20 protein-coding genes and 1 pseudogene are annotated in these 19,376 nt (G+C 71.0%); 11 read left to right on the forward strand and 10 right to left on the reverse strand.

Translation table 11 applies throughout. From position 1 onward, the window contains the following. The first annotated feature begins 34 nt into the window (after positions 1-34). The 4 genes from SSP08S_RS25510 (at position 35) to SSP08S_RS25525 (ending at position 3,843) form a co-directional block, all read left to right on the forward strand. Complete coding sequence (locus tag SSP08S_RS25510) at positions 35-1,303, forward strand: beta-ketoacyl-[acyl-carrier-protein] synthase family protein (protein ID WP_019070470.1); 1,269 nt, start codon at positions 35-37, stop codon at positions 1,301-1,303. Further along, positions 1,300-2,523: a ketosynthase chain-length factor gene (locus SSP08S_RS25515; protein WP_019070471.1), complete on the forward strand. Its 1,224-nt coding sequence runs from the start codon at positions 1,300-1,302 to the stop codon at positions 2,521-2,523. The genes SSP08S_RS25510 and SSP08S_RS25515 overlap by 4 nt, the downstream gene beginning before the upstream one ends. 49 nt (positions 2,524-2,572) lie before the next feature. Then, the gene (locus SSP08S_RS25520) at positions 2,573-2,821 is read left to right on the forward strand and encodes an acyl carrier protein (protein WP_019070472.1); all 249 of its coding nucleotides are present in this window, start codon (positions 2,573-2,575) and stop codon (positions 2,819-2,821) included. A 92-nt stretch (positions 2,822-2,913) separates the two neighbouring features. After that, on the forward strand, positions 2,914-3,843 hold the full coding sequence (locus tag SSP08S_RS25525) for an aromatase/cyclase (RefSeq protein ID WP_019070473.1): 930 nt from the start codon (positions 2,914-2,916) through the stop codon (positions 3,841-3,843). 69 nt (positions 3,844-3,912) lie between these two features. On the opposite strand, the gene SSP08S_RS25530 is transcribed toward SSP08S_RS25525, so the two are convergent. After that, positions 3,913-5,016, reverse strand: a complete 1,104-nt coding sequence (locus tag SSP08S_RS25530; protein ID WP_019070474.1) for an acyl-CoA dehydrogenase family protein — start codon at positions 5,014-5,016, stop codon at positions 3,913-3,915. 137 nt (positions 5,017-5,153) lie between these two features. On the opposite strand from SSP08S_RS25530, the gene SSP08S_RS25535 reads away from it, so the two are divergent. Next, positions 5,154-6,062, forward strand: a complete 909-nt coding sequence (locus tag SSP08S_RS25535; protein ID WP_019070475.1) for an NmrA/HSCARG family protein — start codon at positions 5,154-5,156, stop codon at positions 6,060-6,062. A 20-nt stretch (positions 6,063-6,082) separates the two neighbouring features. Here SSP08S_RS25535 and SSP08S_RS25540 read toward each other — a convergent pair whose 3' ends face one another. The 3 genes from SSP08S_RS25540 to SSP08S_RS25550 are packed head-to-tail and all read right to left on the reverse strand — an operon-like array spanning position 6,083 to position 8,289. Next, on the reverse strand, positions 6,083-6,742 hold the full coding sequence (locus SSP08S_RS25540; protein WP_019070476.1) for a DsbA family oxidoreductase: 660 nt from the start codon (positions 6,740-6,742) through the stop codon (positions 6,083-6,085). 22 nt (positions 6,743-6,764) lie between these two features. Beyond that, positions 6,765-7,544: an antibiotic biosynthesis monooxygenase gene (locus tag SSP08S_RS58745; protein ID WP_019070477.1), complete on the reverse strand. Its 780-nt coding sequence runs from the start codon at positions 7,542-7,544 to the stop codon at positions 6,765-6,767. A 37-nt stretch (positions 7,545-7,581) separates the two neighbouring features. Then, positions 7,582-8,289 (reverse strand): TetR family transcriptional regulator, encoded by a 708-nt coding sequence (locus tag SSP08S_RS25550; RefSeq protein ID WP_102133410.1) that lies wholly within the window; start codon positions 8,287-8,289, stop codon positions 7,582-7,584. An 87-nt stretch (positions 8,290-8,376) separates the two neighbouring features. On the opposite strand from SSP08S_RS25550, the gene SSP08S_RS25555 reads away from it, so the two are divergent. Together SSP08S_RS25555 and SSP08S_RS25560 are read left to right on the forward strand one after the other, a co-directional pair. Continuing rightward, positions 8,377-9,879 carry a DHA2 family efflux MFS transporter permease subunit gene (locus SSP08S_RS25555; RefSeq protein WP_019070479.1) on the forward strand — a complete coding sequence of 501 codons (1,503 nt, stop codon included), beginning with the start codon at positions 8,377-8,379 and terminating at the stop codon, positions 9,877-9,879. A gap of 2 nt (positions 9,880-9,881) precedes the next feature. Then, on the forward strand, positions 9,882-10,280 hold the full coding sequence (locus tag SSP08S_RS25560) for a PPOX class F420-dependent oxidoreductase (protein WP_026178820.1): 399 nt from the start codon (positions 9,882-9,884) through the stop codon (positions 10,278-10,280). An 85-nt stretch (positions 10,281-10,365) separates the two neighbouring features. Here the strand turns inward: SSP08S_RS25560 and SSP08S_RS25565 are convergent, their stop codons facing one another. Genes SSP08S_RS25565 through SSP08S_RS25580 form a run of 4 tightly spaced genes read right to left on the reverse strand, consistent with a single transcriptional unit; the run spans position 10,366 to position 13,825 of the window. Next, positions 10,366-11,184: a DUF6081 family protein gene (locus tag SSP08S_RS25565; RefSeq protein ID WP_019070481.1), complete on the reverse strand. Its 819-nt coding sequence runs from the start codon at positions 11,182-11,184 to the stop codon at positions 10,366-10,368. A gap of 58 nt (positions 11,185-11,242) precedes the next feature. Beyond that, positions 11,243-12,265, reverse strand: coding sequence for an LLM class flavin-dependent oxidoreductase (locus SSP08S_RS25570; protein WP_019070482.1), 1,023 nt, complete (start codon positions 12,263-12,265; stop codon positions 11,243-11,245). 34 nt (positions 12,266-12,299) lie between these two features. Further along, positions 12,300-13,040 (reverse strand): SDR family NAD(P)-dependent oxidoreductase, encoded by a 741-nt coding sequence (locus tag SSP08S_RS25575; protein WP_019070483.1) that lies wholly within the window; start codon positions 13,038-13,040, stop codon positions 12,300-12,302. Further along, the gene (locus SSP08S_RS25580; RefSeq protein WP_019070484.1) at positions 13,040-13,825 is read right to left on the reverse strand and encodes an SDR family NAD(P)-dependent oxidoreductase; all 786 of its coding nucleotides are present in this window, start codon (positions 13,823-13,825) and stop codon (positions 13,040-13,042) included. Before SSP08S_RS25580 ends, SSP08S_RS25575 begins: the two co-directional genes overlap by 1 nt. 168 nt (positions 13,826-13,993) lie before the next feature. On the opposite strand from SSP08S_RS25580, the gene SSP08S_RS25585 reads away from it, so the two are divergent. Then, positions 13,994-14,452: a nuclear transport factor 2 family protein gene (locus SSP08S_RS25585; protein WP_019070485.1), complete on the forward strand. Its 459-nt coding sequence runs from the start codon at positions 13,994-13,996 to the stop codon at positions 14,450-14,452. Between the two features lie 223 nt (positions 14,453-14,675). Further along, positions 14,676-14,861: pseudogene (locus SSP08S_RS64550) on the forward strand (4'-phosphopantetheinyl transferase superfamily protein); the annotation flags it as partial. Positions 14,862-14,981: 120 nt separating this feature from the next. Here the strand turns inward: SSP08S_RS64550 and SSP08S_RS25590 are convergent. Beyond that, positions 14,982-15,788: an AfsR/SARP family transcriptional regulator gene (locus SSP08S_RS25590; protein WP_026178821.1), complete on the reverse strand. Its 807-nt coding sequence runs from the start codon at positions 15,786-15,788 to the stop codon at positions 14,982-14,984. 236 nt (positions 15,789-16,024) lie between these two features. Between SSP08S_RS25590 and SSP08S_RS25595 the strand changes: the two genes are divergently transcribed. Next, positions 16,025-16,954, forward strand: coding sequence for an MBL fold metallo-hydrolase (locus SSP08S_RS25595; RefSeq protein WP_019070487.1), 930 nt, complete (start codon positions 16,025-16,027; stop codon positions 16,952-16,954). Here SSP08S_RS25595 and SSP08S_RS25600 read toward each other — a convergent pair. Further along, positions 16,945-17,457 (reverse strand): flavin reductase family protein, encoded by a 513-nt coding sequence (locus tag SSP08S_RS25600; protein WP_019070488.1) that lies wholly within the window; start codon positions 17,455-17,457, stop codon positions 16,945-16,947. The genes SSP08S_RS25595 and SSP08S_RS25600 overlap by 10 nt on opposite strands. A 217-nt stretch (positions 17,458-17,674) precedes the next feature. On the opposite strand from SSP08S_RS25600, the gene SSP08S_RS25605 reads away from it, so the two are divergent. Continuing rightward, positions 17,675-19,207 carry a hypothetical protein gene (locus tag SSP08S_RS25605; RefSeq protein WP_019070489.1) on the forward strand — a complete coding sequence of 511 codons (1,533 nt, stop codon included), beginning with the start codon at positions 17,675-17,677 and terminating at the stop codon, positions 19,205-19,207. Positions 19,208-19,376 lie beyond the last annotated feature (169 nt).

The following is a 19,376-nucleotide window of genomic DNA, read 5'->3' on the forward strand; positions in this document are numbered from 1 at the left end:
ATCGGACCATGCCGAGCAGAACAGGAGCCGGGCGGTGACCCGGCGGGTGGTGATCACCGGAATCGGTGTGCGAGCACCCGGCAGCTCCGGAACGAAGGAGTTCTGGGACGTGCTCACGACGGGGCGCACCGCAACCCGGCGGATCACCTTCTTCGACGCCTCGCCGTTCCGGTCGCGGATCGCTGGAGAGATCGACTTCGACGCCGCGGCCGAAGGGTTCACTCCGCGCGAGACACGGCGCATGGACCGGGCGACCCAGTTCGCCGTCGCGTGCACCAGGGACGCCCTCGCCGACAGCGGTCTCGACTTCGGGACACTCGATCCCCACCGGGTGGGTGTGGCTCTGGGCAGCGCGGTGGCCGCGGCGACCAGCCTGGAGAACGAATACCTGGTCATGTCGGACGCCGGCCGCGAATGGCTGGTCGACCCGGCGCATCTGTCGCCGTACATGTTCGACTACCTCAGTCCCGGCGTGATGCCCGCGGAGATCGCCCGCGAGGTGGGTGCCGAGGGGCCGGTCACCCTGGTTTCCGACGGTTGCACATCGGGCCTCGACGCGGTCGGATACGGCGTCCAGCTCATCCGCGAGGGCAGTGCCGACACCGTGCTGGCCGGTGCGGCGGACACTCCCGTGTCGCCCATCGTCGTCGCCTGCTTCGACGCCATCAAGGCGACGACGCCGCGCAACGACGAACCCGAAACGGCCTCCCGGCCGTTCGACGGCACCCGCAACGGCTTCGTCCTCGCGGAGGGCGCAGCGATGTTCGTCCTTGAGGAACTCGAGGCGGCCCGGGCCCGCGGTGCGTACATCTACGCGGAGATCGGCGGTTACGCGACGCGCAGCAACGCGTATCACATGACCGGTCTGAAGAAGGACGGCCGAGAGATGGCCGAGGCGATCCGGGCGGCGCTCGACGAGGCCCGCCTCGACCGGACCACCATCGACTACGTGAACGCCCACGGCTCCGGCACCAAGCAGAACGACCGGCACGAGACCGCGGCCTTCAAACGGAGTCTGGGTGAGCACGCGCGCGCCGTGCCGGTGAGTTCCATCAAGTCGATGGTGGGCCACTCGCTCGGCGCGATCGGTTCCATCGAGATCGCCGCCTCTGCGCTGGCCATACGGCACAACGTCGTTCCGCCCACGGCGAATCTGCGTGTCCCGGATCCGGAGTGCGACCTGGACTACGTCCCGCTCACCGCCCGCGAGCAGCGCGTGGACACCGTACTGACCGTGGGCAGCGGCTTCGGCGGCTTCCAGAGCGCCATGGTGCTGCACGACCCGGAGGTGACGTCCGTATGAGTTCCCCACGCGCGGTCATCACCGGACTCGGTGTCCTCGCCCCCAACGGGCTGGGGGCCGAGGAGTACTGGAAGGCCCTGCTCGCCGGGGAAAGCGGCATAGCCGAGCTGAGCCGCTTCGACACGTCCGGGTACCCGGCCCGGCTCGCCGGCGAGATCAGGGACTTCGACGGGGCGGAGCACCTGCCTAGCCGGCTGATGCCCCAGACCGACATCTCCACCCGCTACGCCCTCGTTGCGGCCGACTGGGCCCTTGCGGACGCGGGCATCGACGCGGGGGCCGGGATCGACGACTACGACATGGGGGTGATCACCTCCACCTCGCAGGGCGGATTCGACTTCACGCACCGGGAATTCCACAAGCTGTGGAGCCAGGGCCCGGAATACGTCAGCGTGTACGAGTCCTTCGCCTGGTTCTACGCGGTCAACACCGGCCAGATCTCCATCCGCAACGGAATGCGCGGCCCGAGCGCGGCCCTCGTCGGAGAACAGGCGGGCGGTCTTGACGCGATCGGGCACGCCCGCCGCACCGTAAGGCGTGGAACCCGGGTGGTGCTGAGCGGTGGAGTCGACTCGGCGTTCGACCCCTGGGGCTGGTCGGCTCAGCTGGCCGGCGGGAGGGTCAGCACGGCGGACGACCCCGAGCGGGCCTACCTGCCCTTCGACGGCGCGGCCTGCGGCCACGTACCGGGAGAGGGCGGCGCCATGCTGGTCGTCGAGGACGCGGAGTCGGCCCGCGAACGAGGCGCGCCCCGGATGTACGGCGAGATAGCCGGGTACGCGGCCACCTTCGATCCGGCTCCGGGCACCGGTCGGCCGCCCGGCCTGCGTCGGGCCGCCGAACTCGCGCTTGCCGACGCACAGTTGACACCCTCGTCGATCGGAGCCGTATTCGCGGACGCGGCCGGCCTCCCCGCGTTCGACGCGGCCGAGGCACAGGCGCTGCGGGAGATCTTCGGGCCCTATGGCGTGCCCGTGACCGCACCCAAGGCGCTGACCGGCCGCATGTACGCGGGCGGCGGCCCCGCCGACATCGCGGCGGCGCTGTTCGCCCTGCGCGACCGCGTGGTCCCGGCCACCGCCCACACCACGTCCGTCCCGGACTCCTACGGACTGGACCTCGTTCTCGGTGAGCCGCGCCCCGTGCGCGCCGACGCCGTCCTCGTGCTCGCCCGGGGACGGCACGGCTTCAACGCGGCCGTCGTCCTCACCACTGTCTGATCCGGGCTGTACTGCGCAGCCCCACCCACACCTGAGGAGAGCACCAGCCATGACCCTTGATGACCTGCGGGGCACACTCATCGCCTGCGCCGGCGAGGAGGACTCGGTCGAACTGAGCGGAGACATCCTCGACATGACCTTCGAAGAGCTCGGATACGACTCGCTGGCGCTGATGGAGAGCGCGGCGAAGATCGAGCGCGATCACGGCGTCTCGCTGCCGGACGAGGCGGTTGCCGAGGCCGACACTCCACGCGCCCTGCTGGCGTTGGTGAACGGACTGACAGCAACCGCGGCCTGACCGCTCGGAACGTCCCACCGGGGCCGCACCACCCACCGGGTGCGGCCCCGTCCTTTCGCCCCTTCCGTCGCCGGAGACGTCCAGGAGAACCCATGCCCGTCCTGCACCGAACCCAGCACACCCTGACGGTCGCCGCGGCGGCCGATGCCCTCTACTCCCTCGTCGCGGACGTCAGCCGCTGGCCGGCCGTGTTCGAACCCACCGTTCACGTGCGTCACCTCGAGCATTCGACACGTTCCGAGCGGTTCGAGATATGGGCGGAGGTGAACGGCACGGTCGCTCACTGGACCTCTCGCCGCGTGCTCGACCGAGAACGTCGCTATGTCTCGTTCCGCCAGGAGCACAGCACGCCGCCGGTCACCTCGATGTCGGGCGGCTGGCTCTTCCGTCCACTGTCCTCGGGCGGAACCGAGATCGTGCTGCGACACCGGTTCACCGTGGCCGACGACGATCCGGCATCCGTGGCCGCCGTGACAGCGGCGCTCGACCGCAACAGCGAGCGGGAGCTGGCGGCCCTGGGCCGGCTCGCCTCCTGCGGGCACCTCGTGGACGAGGTGGTGTTCGCCTTCTCCGACATCGTCGAGCTGCCCGTCTCCGCGGCCGAGGCGTACGCGTTCGTGGCCCACGCCGAGCGCTGGCCGGACCTGCTGTCGCATGTCACGCGGGTGGAACTCGCCGAGTCGCGGGCCGGGATCCAGCACATGGAGATGGACACCCTGACCCCGGACGGCTCACAGCACACCACACGCTCGGTACGTGTCTGCCGGGACGGCGAGTGGATCGCGTACAAGCAGCAGATCACTCCGCGCCTGCTGGCCGGACACAGCGGCAACTGGTCGTTCGCCGACAGCCCTTCGGGGGCCGTCGCCACCGCGCGGCACACTGTCGTGATCGATCCGGCCGCGGTGGCCGAGATCCTGGGTCCGGACGCGACCCTGGCCGACGCCCGCGCCCAGGTGCGCAGTGCGCTGGGCCACAACAGCCGGGCCACGCTGGAGCGGATGGCCGCGGCGCACGCGTGACACCGTCCCGGCGCACTGTGCGGCCGGGCGGGCACCGAGACCATCGGTGCCCGCCCGGCCGCCGCCCTTTCAGGCCGTCAGCTGCCGCGCGTACTCGACGGCCGCGGGCTGGAACTGCAGTACCACGTGACTGGCCGCGCTGTGCGCGTCGCGCCATGCCCTCTGCAACGGAGATCCCTGCTGCTGGCCGCGGGTTCCCGCGCCGCGCAGGAGCCGCTCCACGGCGGTGACCGACAGGTCGGCGGCCAGTGCGCAGTCCCGGGCCGCCCTGGCGACCTCCATGGTGTCCACCGTTCCACGGTCCGCCGTCGTGGCGGCCCGCAGCAGCAGCAGTTCCGCGGCGTCGGTCTCACCGGTCGCCCGGGCCAGATCGGCGGCAGCGGCGTCGGTGAGCGAGCCGCGCCCGGAAGCCAGGGCCCGCCAGGCGTCGGCCGCGGCACGGGCGGCACCGAGGACCGGCGCGGCGAAGCACAGGCCGTTGACGGCCTTCAGTGGCACCCGGTGACACGGGCTCGCGCCGTCCCGCGCCGCTCCGGTGACCACGGTGTCCCGCAGGAACGAGCGGTGAGCGGGTACCAGCACATCGTCCATGACCAGGGTGTGACTGCCGGTGCCGCGCATCCCCACGCTGTCCCAGGAGTCCTCGAAGGCGTAGGCGTCCCGCGGCACGGCGAAGAAGCGGGTCTCGGCGGTGGTGCCGGACGGGGTGACGGCGCAGACCAGGGCCCACTCCGAGAACTCGACGAGGCTCACGTAGGGCCAGCGTCCGCTCACCCGCCAGCCGCCCGGCGCCGGCTCGGCCCGGCCGAGCGGCATGAGAGCCCCGACGACCAGGGTGTCGGGACCGTCCTGCCAGATGTCGGCCTGGCCCTGCTCGGGGAGATACGCCGCCATACGGGGCAGGTGGGCCGTCAGGGACGCACCCCACGCGGCGGAGGTGCAGCCGGCACCCACCGTGGCGACCGCGGTGACGACGTCGGTGAACCGACCGGCCCGGCCACCGTGCGCGACGGGTGCGAAGTGGCGGGCGAAACCCGCGGAGATCAACGCCTCCACGACTGCCTCGGGAAGCGACCGACGGTGTTCGGCCTCGGCTGCGTGCTCTGCGGCGAGCTTGGCGACGTCCACCGCCGCGGTGGTCAGCACGGTGAATTCGCTCGGGCGGTCCGGCATGGGGTCCTCTCCTTCTTCTCTCGCGCTTCTTCTCTCGCGACGTTGCCCGGCCCACCCTTGCTGGCGAGGCTCGAGTGAGACTGGAGACCGTGCGGCCAGGCTGGCCTTGTCCGTTGAGGCGAGCGAAGGAATCAGCCATGTCGGCAAAGTGGATACTCGTGTTCGGAGCCACGGGGAACCAAGGCGGTTCGACTGCCCGGGAGTTGCTGGCCCGCGGGTGGGCGGTACACGCCTTCGTCCGTGACACGGCGTCGGTGGCGGCGCAGAAGCTGGCGGCGAGCGGTGCGCTCGTGGTGCGGGGTGATCTGGAGGACGCCGGGTCCGTGCGGGCCGCGATGCGCGGGGCCCACGCGGTCTTCAGCGTGCAGACACCGCTCGGACCGGGCGGGGTGCCGGCCGAGGAGCGCCACGGGAATCTGATCGCGGCTGTCGCCGCCGAGGTGGGCGTGCAGCACTTCGTGCACAGCTCGGTGGGTGGTGCCGAGAACCCCGACGGCGTGTTCTGGCGCGAGGCGAAGCTGCGCATCGAGGAACGGGTGCGCGAGCTGGGGCTGCCCGCGACCTTCATCCGGCCGACGTACTTCATGGACAACTTCGGCCAGTACCCGCCGCTGTTGCAGGACGGGGAACTGGTCTACCGGCGCGGACTGGCCCCCGGCACGCCCCTGCAGATGATCGCCTCCGAGGACATCGGCTTCTTCGCCGCGGAGGCGTTCGACGCTCCGGAGGAGTTCATGGGAAAGGCGTGGGAGATCGCCGGCGACGAACTGACCGGTGAGATGATCGCCGAGGTCTTCCAGCGGCACACCGGGATCGCCACGCGCTACGAGGCGGTGCCCATGGACGTGCTGCGGCAGGAGAGCGAATGGCAGGCCACCGCCTACGACTGGCTCAACCGGGTCGGCTACACGGCCGACCTGACGGCCCTGCGGCGGCGCAAGCCCGGCCTGCTCACCCTGGAGGCGTGGCTGGCTCGCACCGCCTGGGCGCCGGCGGAGCACCACCGCGCGCCCCGCACTGCGGGCGTGGAGCGCTCCTCGCACTGAACGGACCCCGTGGCCGGGGATCAGGGAGTCGGCAGGCCCTCGGTCACCTCGGCCAGGACCTCGGCGAGGTCTTCGGCGGCGGCGGTGCCCGACACGGCGTAGCGGCCGTCGATCACGATCGACGGCACGCCGCCGATTCCCAGCGCCAGCCCTTCCGCACGGTCGGCGTGCACGGCCGCCTCGAACCGGTCGCCCGACAGCACCTCGCGTGCCTCGTCGGCGGGAACGCCGACCTCGGCGACGAGCGAGACCAGGGTGTCGTGGTGCGCGAGGTCACGGCCCTCGGCCCAGTAGGCCCCGTACAGACGGGCCACCGCCTGTCCGGCCAGGCCGTGCTCGGCCGCCAGGTGCACCATGCGGTGGGCGTTCATGGTCCGGCAGGGGCGTACCAGGTCGGGCCGGAAGTCCAGGCCGGCCGAGGCCGCCCGGGGCGCGATGCGCGCCATGGCGGCCTCGGCGGCCTCGCGACTGCCGTTGAAGCGGGCGAGCGCGTCGAACAGGCTGGGCACAGCCTCCCCCGGGTCGCGATCCGGCGCGGGAGGACCGGGCATGAGCTGGAAACTGCGCCAGAACACCTGGACGTCCGGCCGGTCACCGCGCAGGGCCAGGGCCGTGAGCAGGTTCCGGGAGCCGTAGTAGCAGTGCGGACAGGCGAGATCGGTCCAGATGTCGACGCGCATCGGCGCTCCTCGGGTGGTGGGGTCAGTAGCGGGCGAGCCGCTCCAGCAGCGGGCCGGCCTGTAGCAGTACGGCCCGTTCGGCAGCGGTGAGACCCAGGGCCTCGATGGCCTTCGTCAGGTAGTCGGTGCGTGCTCGGCGGCCGGCGTCCAGGACTTCCTGGCCGCTCGGCGTGATCGCGTAGGCGTCGCCGTCCACGGCCTCGACCAGACCGCGTGACGCGAGTCCGGCGAGGGTGTCGCGCGCTGCCTCGGCCGTGACCTCGTCGTGGGCGGCCAGTTCCCGCACCGTCTTGGGCGCCCGGTTGTTCGTCAGCTGCACCAGGAGGGTGAGCTCGGGCACCGCGGGCGGGTTCTCGGGGAGTTCCTTGCGCAGCCGGCTGCCCAACTGCATGGCACCGCGGCGAACCCAGTCGGCGATGGGCCGGACGTCCTCACCGGGGCCGGCGTCCTGCGGCGCGGTGATGCTGCGTTCGAGCCGGTAGCCGGTCATGGAGGGGCCGTCGAGGACTCCCGGCAGTTCGCGGATGGCCCGGCGCATGGCCTCCTTGTCCGGGTTGCGCTCGAAGGACTTCCGGTACGCCTCCTCGGTGGTCCACTGCGCGTAGTTGACGAGCGAGGTGCCGTCCGTGCCGAGGTGGTAGTTGGCCGAGATGAAGCCGGGGCAGTGGCGCACCCAGGCTTCGACGTCCCGCGAGAGCATCTCCACCAGCGCCTGCTGGGTGGCGGCGTCCTCGGTCTTGATGGTGACGAGGGCGATGAAGCCCGCGTCGGACACGGATGACGACACGGATGACACGGTCATGGGTCCTCCCTGGATCGGCTGCTACGGGCCAGGCTGATCAGGACTCCTCGACGCCGCCTCGATGCCCGGTGGAGCCCGGCTCGGGCGACGGTTCGTCGGGGAGCGGAAGGGACAGCCGGCGGATCATCCGCCGCAGCTGGTCCGCGTACTGCTCCTGGAAGACCGGATCCGACGCGTCCACGCCGAAGACCCGGCGAACGAGCTGGGGCATGGTGACGGGCGCGGCCACCGCACCGATGAGCAGCAGTACGGCGGAGGCGGGATCGATGTCCTCGGCCAGCTCCCCGCGGTCGCGGCGTGCGTAGGTGTGCGAGAGGTCCTCGCGCTCCTCGGGCTCGTCGGCCGACAGTTCCGACGGGTTGGTCAGGCCGCGCCACAGGCCGAGCCGCATGGGCCGGGGGTCGCGCAGCGCCTCCTGAAGGTGCCGGACGACAGCCTCGTCCAGCGGCAGGTCGGGCCCGCCGAGGCTGCTCTCGCGCTCCTGCCATGCCTTCTGCAACTCGCGGTACAGGCCGAGCTTTCCGCCGAAGTAGTAGCTGATCAGCTGTTTGTTGACGCCCGCACGGTCGGCGATCTCCTGCACCCGCGCGCCGTCGAAGCCCTTGAGGGAGAACACGTCGAGTGCCGCCTCCAGCAGGTGCCGGCGGCTGCGCTCGGCGTCGAGCACACGGTCCTCGGGGCGCGGGGACCGGCGAGGGCGGCGCGGGGCCGGCCCCTCTTTCCCATCCGTCTTCTTCTGATCCACCAGGCCATGCTAGCGCCTCTCAACCACCCGGCCAACGTCTTCATCTATTTGGTTGACACTGTTGTCCAGGTGGGCAACCATGCCCTCATGTCCACAGACAGTGCCCGAACCGACACAGGCGGGGCGGCCCCCGCCGCGCCACCGCGCGCCCTGAGCCCCGAGGTCCGGCGCATCGCCGTGGTGGTGGTGGCCGGGGCGATCGCCTCGCTGCTCGACTCGACGATCGTCAACATCGCGCTCGACCACCTCACCCGCGAACTGCACACGGGCCTCAACACGGTCCAGTGGGTCGTGACCGCCTATCTGCTGGCTCTCGCCTCGGTCATCCCGGTGACCGGCTGGGCCGCCCGGCGAGTGGGCGCCACCCGCCTCTATCTCAGCTCGATCGTCCTGTTCACGCTGGCCTCCGTCGCCTGTGGACTGGCCCAGAACGTCGAGCAGTTGATCGCCCTGCGGGCCCTCCAGGGCATCGGCGGCGGCCTGACCCTCCCGGTCGGCCAGATGATCCTGGCGAAGAAGGCCGGACCGCAGAACATGGCCCGGGTCATGAGCATCATCGGCATCCCGATGGTGCTGACGCCCGTGATCGGACCGACCATCGGCGGGCTGCTCCTCGACGGACCCGGCTGGCGCTGGATCTTCTTCGTCAACCTGCCGATCGGGGTGCTCGCGCTCCTGCTGGGGCTGCGGCTGCTGCCCCGCGAGCAGCCCGAGGAGGCCGGCCCACTGGACGTGACCGGCCTGGCGATGATCTCGCTCGGCATGATCGGCCTCACCTACGGCCTGGCCGAACTGGGCAACACCGGCAGGTTCTCCGTCACCGTCGCGGTCTCGCTCGCCGCCGGACTCCTGCTCACGGCGGGCTTCGTCCTGCACGCCCTGCGGGTCAGGCAGCCCCGCCGCCCGCTGCTGGATCTGCGGCTCTACAGCAACAGGGCGTTCGGCGCCGCCTGCCTCGCCACGTTCTGCCTGGGCGGAGCGATGTACGGCGGGATGATCCTGATGCCGCTCTACTACCAGGCCGTACGCCATGAGGACGCCGTGACCACGGGGCTGTTGCTGGGCCCCTCCGGTTTCGGTGCCGCAGCCGCGATGTGGCTGGCGGGCCGGACCACCGAGCGCATCGGCGGTGGACTCACCGCCGTCATCGGCGGGTTGGTGAACATCGCCTCGACCCTGCCGTTCGTGCTGATCGGCGCGCACACCTCGTACCTGGCGCTGAGCCTGGCGATGGTCGTCCGCGGCTTCGGCATCGGGATGTCCATGATGCCGGCGATGACCGCCGCCTACCGGGTCCTCGGCCGGAGCAAGATCAACGACGCCACCCCGCAGCTCAGCATCCTGCAGAGGATGGGCGGTTCCATCGGCACCGCGGTCATCGTGGTGGTCCTGCAGAACAGACTGGCCGGGACGCACGGCTCCACGGCCGCCATGGCGGACTCCTTCGGAGTCGCCTTCGGATGGGTACTGGGTGTCACGCTGGTCGCCCTGGCCGCCACCGCCGTGCTGGCGGCGGTCGAGCGGCCGGTGTTCGCCGCGCAGCGCGCCCAGAAGCGACAGGCAGCGCTGGAAGCGAGCGGAAAGGCATGAGCATGAGCTTCACCGAGGCCGAACTCGACTACCTCAAGGGCCAGACCCTGGGCCGACTGGCCACCGTGGCGCCGGACGGCGTCCCGCAGAACAACCCTGTCGCCTTCCGCCACAACCCGGCGACCGGAACCATCGACATCCAGGGCCGCGCACTCGGCAACACCCGCAAGTTCCGCAACGTGCAGGTCAACGAGAACGTCTCCCTGGTGGTCGACGACATCGCCTCCTTCAGTCCCTGGCGGGTACGCGCCGTCGAAATCCGGGGCCGGGCCGAGACGATCACGGGCGTCGAGAAGCACATGGAGCACTTCAGCGGGGAGATGATCCGGATCCGTCCGACCCGGATCCTGTCCTGGGGCCTCGACCCCGGGCGACCTGGCATCTACGCCCGCGACGTGTGAGGGACGGCCGAGGGGGGACGACCACCCGGTCGTCCCCCCTCCCGCGTCAGCCCGCGGTCCGTCGGCCCAGAGCGCCGGGACCGCTTCAGCCGAGGATGTCCACCCGGGCCCGGCGAGCCACGAGCCGCGCCCCCTGGCCCCACACGGGATCGGCGAACAGCCCGAGCCCCAGCGACAGTTGACGGACAGTCACCTCCTCCTCCGGTCCCGGCTCGGCACGCGCCAGATACTCGTCCGACTCGAGCCGAAGTCCGACGCCCGACACGGCGAACACCTCGTCACCGTCGACCAGCCACCGTGCTCGCCCCGCCCGGGCGTCGACCGTGATGGCCAGGTCGTGCCAGGACGCCGCCGAACGAGGGGCGACCGGTATGGCGTACGAGAAGGTGCCGTGCTCCGCACCGGGGCGCGGCAGACGCTCGTACAGCGCCCAGACGCGACCGTTGGTGAGGGCGAAGTCGAAGACCATGCCGGACTCCATGTCCACGCAGATCATCGCCGCCATGCCGCACTTCAGGGTGGCGTCCGGGTCCGCGACGGCCGCGCCGTAGGGGTGCCCGTCGGTGCCGTAGAGCTCGGCGGACAGCACCGCCTCCGCACGGAATTCACCCTCCTCCGGCAGGGGGAAGCCCTTGCGGCTGTCCCCGGAGGAGGGAAGCGCGAAGGCGGCCCACCGCAGGTGCCCCGATCCGTCGTGCCCTTCGGGCGCCGGGGCGAACGCCGGACGCCCCGTCCCGGGGTTGCGCCCGCTGGGCACCACGGACAGCCCCTCGGGCGACAGGGTCGCCACACCGTCACCCTTCGGCAGCCACGAAAGCGGCCGGAGCTCCCACCGCACCCGTCCGCCCGGTGTGTTCCACCCGGCGAAGTCGTCCTCGAACAGGATCGTCTGGACCGAACTCACTTCTTCTCCTTGAGGGTTGGGCGGGGAGGACAGGGCGTGCGCCGGCGACGGGCCGTCGTCATGACGCGACCCCCGACAGCTGCCACGCCTCGGCGCAGTCACGGAGGATCGCCAGCCGCTGAGCCTGGGTGGCGGCCGCAGCCGAGACCATGACGCCCAGCGTGGTCACCCCCGCCTCGGCGTACTCGGCCATCCGTTCGGCTATCCGCGGCACCGGCCCGATGAGGGCGGTACGGTCGATGAAGTCGACGGGCAGCGCCCGGGCGGCCCCGGCCCGGTCGCCGGCGGCCAGCCGCTCCCGCAGCGCGTCCGCGACATGGCCGTAGCCGAGCCGGCGGGACAGCGCGCAGTACACGTTGCGCTCGGCATCGCCGATGCCCATGAGATAGACGTACTGGTCGCGCAGCAGGTCCGCCGCGGTGGCCGGATCGGGTCCGACCGCCGTGGGCAGACTCGGCAGCACTTCGAAGCCCGCCATGTCGCCGCCCGCCCGTTTCCGGCCGCCCTCGATCTCCTTGACCGCCTCGGCCACCGCTTCGGGCGCGGTGAACACCCCGATCCAGCCGTCGGCGATCTCACCGGCGAGCCTGAGGTTGGCCGGCCCCACCGCCGCGAGGTAGACGGGCAGGTCCGCGCGCACGGGATCCGTGAGCACATGGAGCGGGGCGGCGCCGCCGACGGAGTAGTGACGCCCCTCGTACCGGACCGCACCGCCGGCCAGCGCCCGGCGTACCACCTCCACGTACTCCCGGGTACGGGCCAGCGGCCGGTCCGCGGCGGCGCCGTACCAGCCCTGCGCGACATCGGGGTTGGAGACACCGAGGCCGAGCCTGAACCGCCCGCCGCTCAGCGCGTCGAGCGTCGCGGCGGTGAGCGCCGTCAGCCCGGGCGGACGAGCGGGGATCTGCATCACCCCCGAGATCAGGGCCACCCGCTCGGTCTGTCCGGCGACCATCCCCAGCAGGCTCGCCGCGTCGGAACGGTATCCCTCGGGGGCGAGGACGGCCGCGTAGCCGAGTTGTTCTGCGGCGCGGGCCAGTTCGGCCGCGCCCTGGTAGGTGAGATTCACAGCGAGGCGCATGGCACCGGACTCCTGGTGTGCTCGGAATGACGGATCACAGCAGGTGGCAGCCGCCGTCCACGTACACCACCTGGCCGGTGGTGTACGTGGCGTCGACGAGGTGCCGTACGGCCGTCGCGACGTCCTCGGGTACTCCCACCCGGCGCAACGGCGCGTTCTGCCGTACGTACTCCGCGATCGGCGCGAAGAAGGCGTCGTCCGCCGTCCACGGGGTCTCGATGAGGCTGGGAGCCACGGCGTTGACCCGGACCTCGGGACCCACCGCCTTCGCCAGCAGTCGCGTCATGTGCTCGACGGCGGCTTTGCTCACCGCGTACGGGACGGAACTGCCCGCGGTCCGGCTGCCGGCGATGGACGAGACGTTGACCACGGCACCGGCACGGGTCCGCGCCAGGTGCGGCATCGCCGCCACCGTGGTCTGCCAGGTGCCGATCACGTTGAGGTCCAGGATGTCGCGCCACACCGCGGGGGTGGCCGCTTCCAGGTCCCGGTGCGCGATGGCCCGGGTACGGCCCGCGCTGTTCACCAGCACGTCCAGCCTGCCGAAGTGCCCCACCACGGTGGAGACCAGGTCCCGGGACTCGCCCTCGTCCGATACGTCGGCCCGTACGTAGATCGCGTCGGGCAGTGTCGCGGCCACCTTCTCGCCCGCCTCCACGGAACTCGACGAGTTCACCGCCACCCGGTAGCCGTCCTCGGCCAGTCGCCGGACGATCGCCTCTCCGATCCCCGAGGAGGATCCGGTCACGAGGGCGACGGGACCACCCGCGGCCATCAGTAGTTGCCCAGTCCGCCGCAGACGTTGAGTGCCTGCGCGGTCACGGCCGCGGCGTCGTCCCCGACCAGGTACTCGACCATCGCCGCCACCTCGCGCGGCTCCACGTAGCGGCCCATCGGGACGCGCGCCGTGATCCGGTCGAAGGTCTCCTGCTCACTCACGCCCCAGATGCCCGCGTAGTGCTCGCGCACCCGTTCCGCCATCGGTGTCTCGACGAATCCCGGGCAGACGGCGTTGACCGTGATCCCGGTACGGGCCAGTTCGAGTCCCAGGGCCTTGGTGAAGCCGACCACGCCGTGCTTCGAGGCGGAGTACGGGGCGGCATGGACCACACCCTGTTTTCCCCCGGTGGAGGCGATGTTGATGATCCGGCCGCGCCCCCGCTCCCGCATCCCACCGGTGGTCAGCACCTCCTTCGTCATCAGGAAGACGCCGGTGAGATTGATGGTGATCACGTCGTTCCACAGCTCGTCCGGGATCTCCGCGGTGGCACCACCTCCGCTCCGGCCCGCGTTGTTGACCAGGATGTCGACCGGTCCGTAGCGATCCACCGCCGCGCGCACGTATCCGCGTATCTGCTCGGGGTCGGCGACGTCGCAGACCGTGGCGTCGACGTCGTGCCCCCGGTCGCGCAGCTCCTTGACGGTGGCCGTGAGCCGGGCCTCGTCCCGGGCGCAGAGGAAGACCCGGGCGCCCAGCCCGGCCAGCCGTTCGGCGATCTCCAGACCTATGCCACTGGTCGCTCCGGTCACCAGCGCCACCGGCGATGCGGTCGCGGTCATGTGCCCTCCGTATGTCGTGGCCGTTGGGTTCCGTCGAGCCTCCTGGAATCCGGTCGAGCCACGCTGGAGGGAGCTTGGAGTGGCCCCGGCCGCCCTCCACCCGTACTCCAGTGGGCCGGCCGAGCATGTCCCGAGCCCATCCGGTCCCAGGAAACAGGAGGCACCCAGGTGAGCGAGACCAACGTCGTACCCGAGACCGACGTCGTACCCGCCGTACCCGGCGAACTTCTCGTACGCGTGCAGCACTTCTACGCGCACCAGATGCAGGCACTGGACGGCGGCCGGTTCGAGGACTACGCGGCGACCTTCACCAAGGACGGGGAGTTCCAGCACTCCCCGCAGGCGGAACCGGCCGTCGGACGGGACGGGATCACCGCCGAGCTGGTCGCCTTCCACAAGCGCTTCGACAACGACCCGGTGCGGCGCAGGCACTGGTTCAACCACATCGCACTCACGGAGCAGGCCGACGGGTCCTACCGGTCCAGGGTGTACGCGCTGGTGGTGACGGTCCGCCCGGGCGGCAAACCGGAGATCGCCCCGAGCTGCGTCGTCAACGACGTGCTGGTGATCGAGGGCGACACCGTACTGACCAGGTCCCGGTGCGTCGAGCACGACCAGATGTTCTGACGCGGTGGGCCGTGGACGTGGTGAACGCTGACGGCCGTCGAACGTGCTCGGCAGCACACCCTTCCCCGCCCTGCCGCGCGCAGGCGGTTCCACGCCTCCCGGCTGCTCGTCCGGCGCCTGCTCGGTGAGCTGCTCGACATCCGCTGTCCTGACGTACGGCTCGACCGCACCGCACTCGCCGCTCCGGTGCTGCCGAACCTGCCGGCAGTGCGGACCACTGGGGGTGGAGCCGGCGGGGCGCCGCGTCCTGCCCGAGCCGGCTCAACGGATCTGCACCCCACGGGACCTGGCCGTCGTCGCCGCGCTCGACGCGACCGGACACGAGGACGGCTTCCTCCGGCTCCGGCCCCTGAAGGAGGCATACGTCAAGGCACTGGGTACAGGGCTGCGCGTACCGTTGCGCGGGCGCGGCTTCGACTTCGCCGGCTTCGACGGGCCGGGCCCGGGCGGCCCGGGCGGCTGGTCGTTCGCCGCCCGGGCCGTCCGGCTCGGTCCCGCGTCCCGTCTCGTCGGCGCGGCGGCCGTGGTGTCAGCCCGCGAGCCGCAGGGCCGACGCCCGGTCGGTGTCCAGGAGGGGATCCCCGTCGAGCACCGCCCGGTGCAACCGCTGAAGGCGGGGGCTGGGCTCCACGCCCAGCTCCGCGTTCAGCTGGTCACGCAGTTGCCGGAACTCCTCCAGCGCCCGCCAGGGGCTGCCCGCGCGGTAGAGGGCGATCATGAGCTGGGCGCGCAGACTCTCGTTCAGTGGATGACGAGCGGTCAGCACACGGAGCTCGGGAATCAGCGAGGTGTGCCGGCCGAGGCGGAGATCCGCCTCGATCCGCTGCTCGAGCGCCGTCGTCCGGGCCTCTGCCATGCCGATGGCTTCGAGCTCGAGCACCAGCCCCTTGGGCACATCGGCCAGGACCGGACCGCGCCAGAGCGCCAGAGCCTTCCCCAGCAGCAGGGCGGCGGAGCGCGCGTCCCCGGCCTCCAGAGCCCTCGAACCGCACGCCAGCGAGTCCTGGAACTGGGTGAGATCGTGGCCCTGATCGGACGGGATCAGACGGTAGCCGCCGTAGGAGGTGGACAGGACGTCCCTGGGTGACACATCACCGTCACCGTCCAGGGCCTCGCCTATCTTTCGGCGCAACTGGAGGATGTACGTCTGCAGAGTCGTCGAAGCGCTGCGTGGCACCGAGTCCCCCCAGACCTCCTCGATCAGCGTGTCGACCGGAACGGCACGGCCGGGCCGGAGTGCCAGCAACGCGAGGATCTGCCGGGGCTTGCCCGCCGTGGGGACGATGGACCTGCCGTTGTACTCGACGGCGAGTGGACCCAAGACACATATCCGCATGGTCTCTCTCCATTCGTGCGATCTCGTGGGGCAAGGCACAGCCGCAGAGTGACACTGAGTGCCAGATCAGTTCCAGGGCGTGTCGCACGAGTTCGCCAATGCAGTCCACACGGCTCACATATGCGTTTCGCATATGTGCTGCTGGGGCGTTGCAACGACCGGTGCCGGCCTCAAGCGGGCCTCCAGTTGCGCAACCGACGATGTGCGACGTCCAGGATGCGCACGAGGGAGCCCACATGACCGAAGTCGTCGAAGGAGTCGTCGAGAAACTCGCGCCCCGGCTCGAGGAGGTCGCCGACGGGATCTTCGCCCATCTGCAACCGGACGGCGGCTGGTGTCTCAACAACGCCGGCCTGATCGTCTCCCGCGGCCGGTCGGCCCTGGTGGACACGGCCGCCACCGAGGCACGCGCACGCGCTCTGCGCGAAGCCGTGCTCGGCGTGACGCCCACTCCGCCGCGGACCGTGATCAACACCCATTCCCACGGAGATCACACCTTCGGCAACTTCCTCTTCCCCGAAGCTGTCGTGGTCGGCCACGAGCGGACCCGTACCGAGATGGACACGGTCGGTCTGCATCTCACCGGGCTGTGGCCCGACGTGTGCTGGGGCGGCGTCGAAGTCGTCCTCCCCGAGGTGACGTTCCGGGAGAGGCTGACCCTGCACATCGGCGGGACGACGGCGGAACTGCTCTGCCTGGGGCCCGCGCACACCGCGGCGGACACCGTGGTGTGGCTGCCCGCACAGCGCGTGCTGTTCACCGGTGACCTGGTGATGTCCGGCGTGACCCCCTTCTGCCCGATGGGCTCGGTGGCCGGCTCCGTGGAGGCCATCGCCGTACTGCGGTCGCTCGGTGCCCGCACCGTGGTGACGGGGCACGGACCGGTGGGCGGCACCGAGGTGCTCGACTCGGCCGAAGGCTATCTCCGTCTCGTCCAGCGACTGGCACGCGAGGGGACCGCGGCAGGACTCACACCACTGGAGACCGCCCGGGAGGCGGACCTGGGCCCGTACGGCGAGTGGATCGACGCCGAACGGCTGGTGCCCAACCTGCACCGTGCGTACGCCGAGGAACGGGGCCAGGCCGTCGGGGACGCCGCGGAGATGCCTGCTCTGTTCGCCGAGATGGTGGAGTTCCACGGCGGGCTCCCGGCCTGTCACGCCTGAACCGTCTTCTCGGCCGTCCCGTCCCACGACCGGAACGTCCCCTGCTGGTACAGCACCGGTCGACGGGGGTGCAGGTGTACGGCCTCCATGTGCCCGATGAGCACATGGTGGTCGCCCGCCTCCACCACGCGGTCCAGGGTGCACTCCGCGTACGCCAGGACACCGCGGTCCAGGACCGGTACCTCGCGCACCACCTCGCTCGGAAACCACGGCAGTCCCACGAACTTGTCGACGGCCCGGCTCGCGAAGACCCGGGCCGTCTCCTCACCGTCGTCCGCGAGCAGGTGCAGCACGAAGGCCCGCCACGACAGAAGCGACGGCAGGCTGCGGGAGCGCCCGTCCACGCACACGAGAAGCAGCGGCGGTTGCGGCGAGACCGCGGCGAAGGCGTTGCAGGTGAACCCCTGAGGCCGCCCGTTGGAATCGACCGTGGTCACCACCGCCACCGCCGTGGGGATCGATCCGAAGAACTCCCGGAAATCCGCAGGCTCCACCCGAGTCATGCCGCCTCCGCACCAGTTCTGTGGCCGACCGAGCCGCTCCCGACCGCCCCTCAGAGCCTCACGTCCGTCGATGGAGGTGCGGTGGAGGGCCACTCGCGCCTCGGGGTGGAGGCCGGCGACGGTGAGGGCCGGTGAAGGATCAGTGGGGGCGGTGAAGGTGACGGATGCCCCGCGCGTTACGGTGTCGTGTTCATGTCGCGCACCTATGGGGGGTTTGATGCGGCGAACCACGGCGGCCGCGAGTGTCGTCACCATGCTCGTGCCGCTTCTCCTGGCCGGCGCTTCCACAGTGTCGGCCGCAGCCAATGGCTCACTCACCGTCAGGACGCTGGACCGGAGCGGCAAGCCGGTCTACGCCCAGGTGGCGGTCTACAACACGAGGACGAACGACTTCCGCTTCGTCGAGGGCAACAAGAAGACGTCGCTGCCCAACGGCAGTTACGAGCTCGCCACCTCCTTCACCGGCGGCAACGGCGAGGACGGCATCGTCGGCGGCCACAGTGTGAAGGTCTCCGGGGCGACGACGACCACGTTCGACGCCCGGAAGGGCCACGCGGTCAAGGTCTCGATCAGTCCCAGCCCGGGCAGCGGATACGACCGCACGGTCAGCGCGGCGGTCTGCGCCACCGACAACAGCCCGGCGACCATGAGCACGTCGGCCGCGCCGGGCGACCTGTACGTCATCCCGAACAGCAGCAAGGCGTACGAGCTGGCCTACGGCACCACGTACACACCGCGGTCGACGACCGGCGGCGACTTCTGGCTGGCCTCCGCCACGCACAGCCGCGGCGTGCCGTCCGGGGTGTCCGCGACACTCAGGAAGTCGGGGCTGACCACCCTCAAGGTGTACGCGCGTTCCGGTCCCGACAGCGGACAGGCGCGGTTCTCGTTCAACGGCGCGCCGGCGAGCGGCTCCGACTGCTCGTCGTCCATGGACATCCTCGACATCCAGCGCGACCTGCCCAACTCCTTCGGCGTCCACGTCCCGGCCGGCCAGTGGACAGTGGGTCAGGAGGGCAACGACTTCATCTACGGCGGGTCCCACACGTACGCGGCCGGCAAGACCGCCACGCTGGCCCTCGGCCACGCGGTGTGGGGGCCCGGCGGGCAGTTGCCGTACACCTGGTACCACCAGCTGTACTTCGGGGCCGACAACCCGTTCGCCGACCCGGTGCTGACGGCGGGCGGGATCCTGGCCTCCGGCACGGTGAAGCTGACGCACGCGGGCAGGACGCTCTACTCGCACAAGTACAGCCCCTCGCAGCAGGACGGCGCGCAGCCGCGGATCCCGGGGTCGGGCTGGTACACGATCACCGAAACCGGTCACCGCGACCATCTGCCGGCCGGCTCGCTGTCGACCTCCTCCAGCCTCTCCCTGCACTTCTACGCCGACGCCGGCAAGAACCAGCAGATCCGCGCCTACATCACCCGGTTCTCGCCCGGGGCACTGAACTCCAGGAACCAGGCGGCCGCCGGGTCGACCACGACCGTCGGCCTGGGCATGCAGCGCGACGGCACGGGCGACAGCACGATCGGCCGGCTGTCGGACAGCGTGAAGTCCGTACGCGCCTGGTACACCACCGACAACGGCTCCACCTGGCACGCCGTCACCGCGAAGCTGTCCGGCGGCAAGTGGACCACCGCCGTCCACAACCCGGCCGCCGGCCGCGTCGGCCTGCGCTCGACCGTCACCGACACCCACGGCGACAGTTCGACGACCACGGTGTACAACGCGTACGCCGTGGGCTGAGGACCGAGGACCGGCTGTGCCGCCACCGCGGCGGCACAGCCGGGTCCGGACCAGTCGGGTCAACCAGCCCGCCGCTCAAGGAAGTTGGCCACCGGAACGGGCGGCCCGCGAGGGTACTTCCGGTGTCGGGCGGGGAATGGCACCCACGGAGGTGGGGCCGATGTGGCCG

It is taken from the genome of Streptomyces hokutonensis (assembly GCF_000376565.1).
Lineage (GTDB): Bacteria > Actinomycetota > Actinomycetes > Streptomycetales > Streptomycetaceae > Streptomyces > Streptomyces hokutonensis.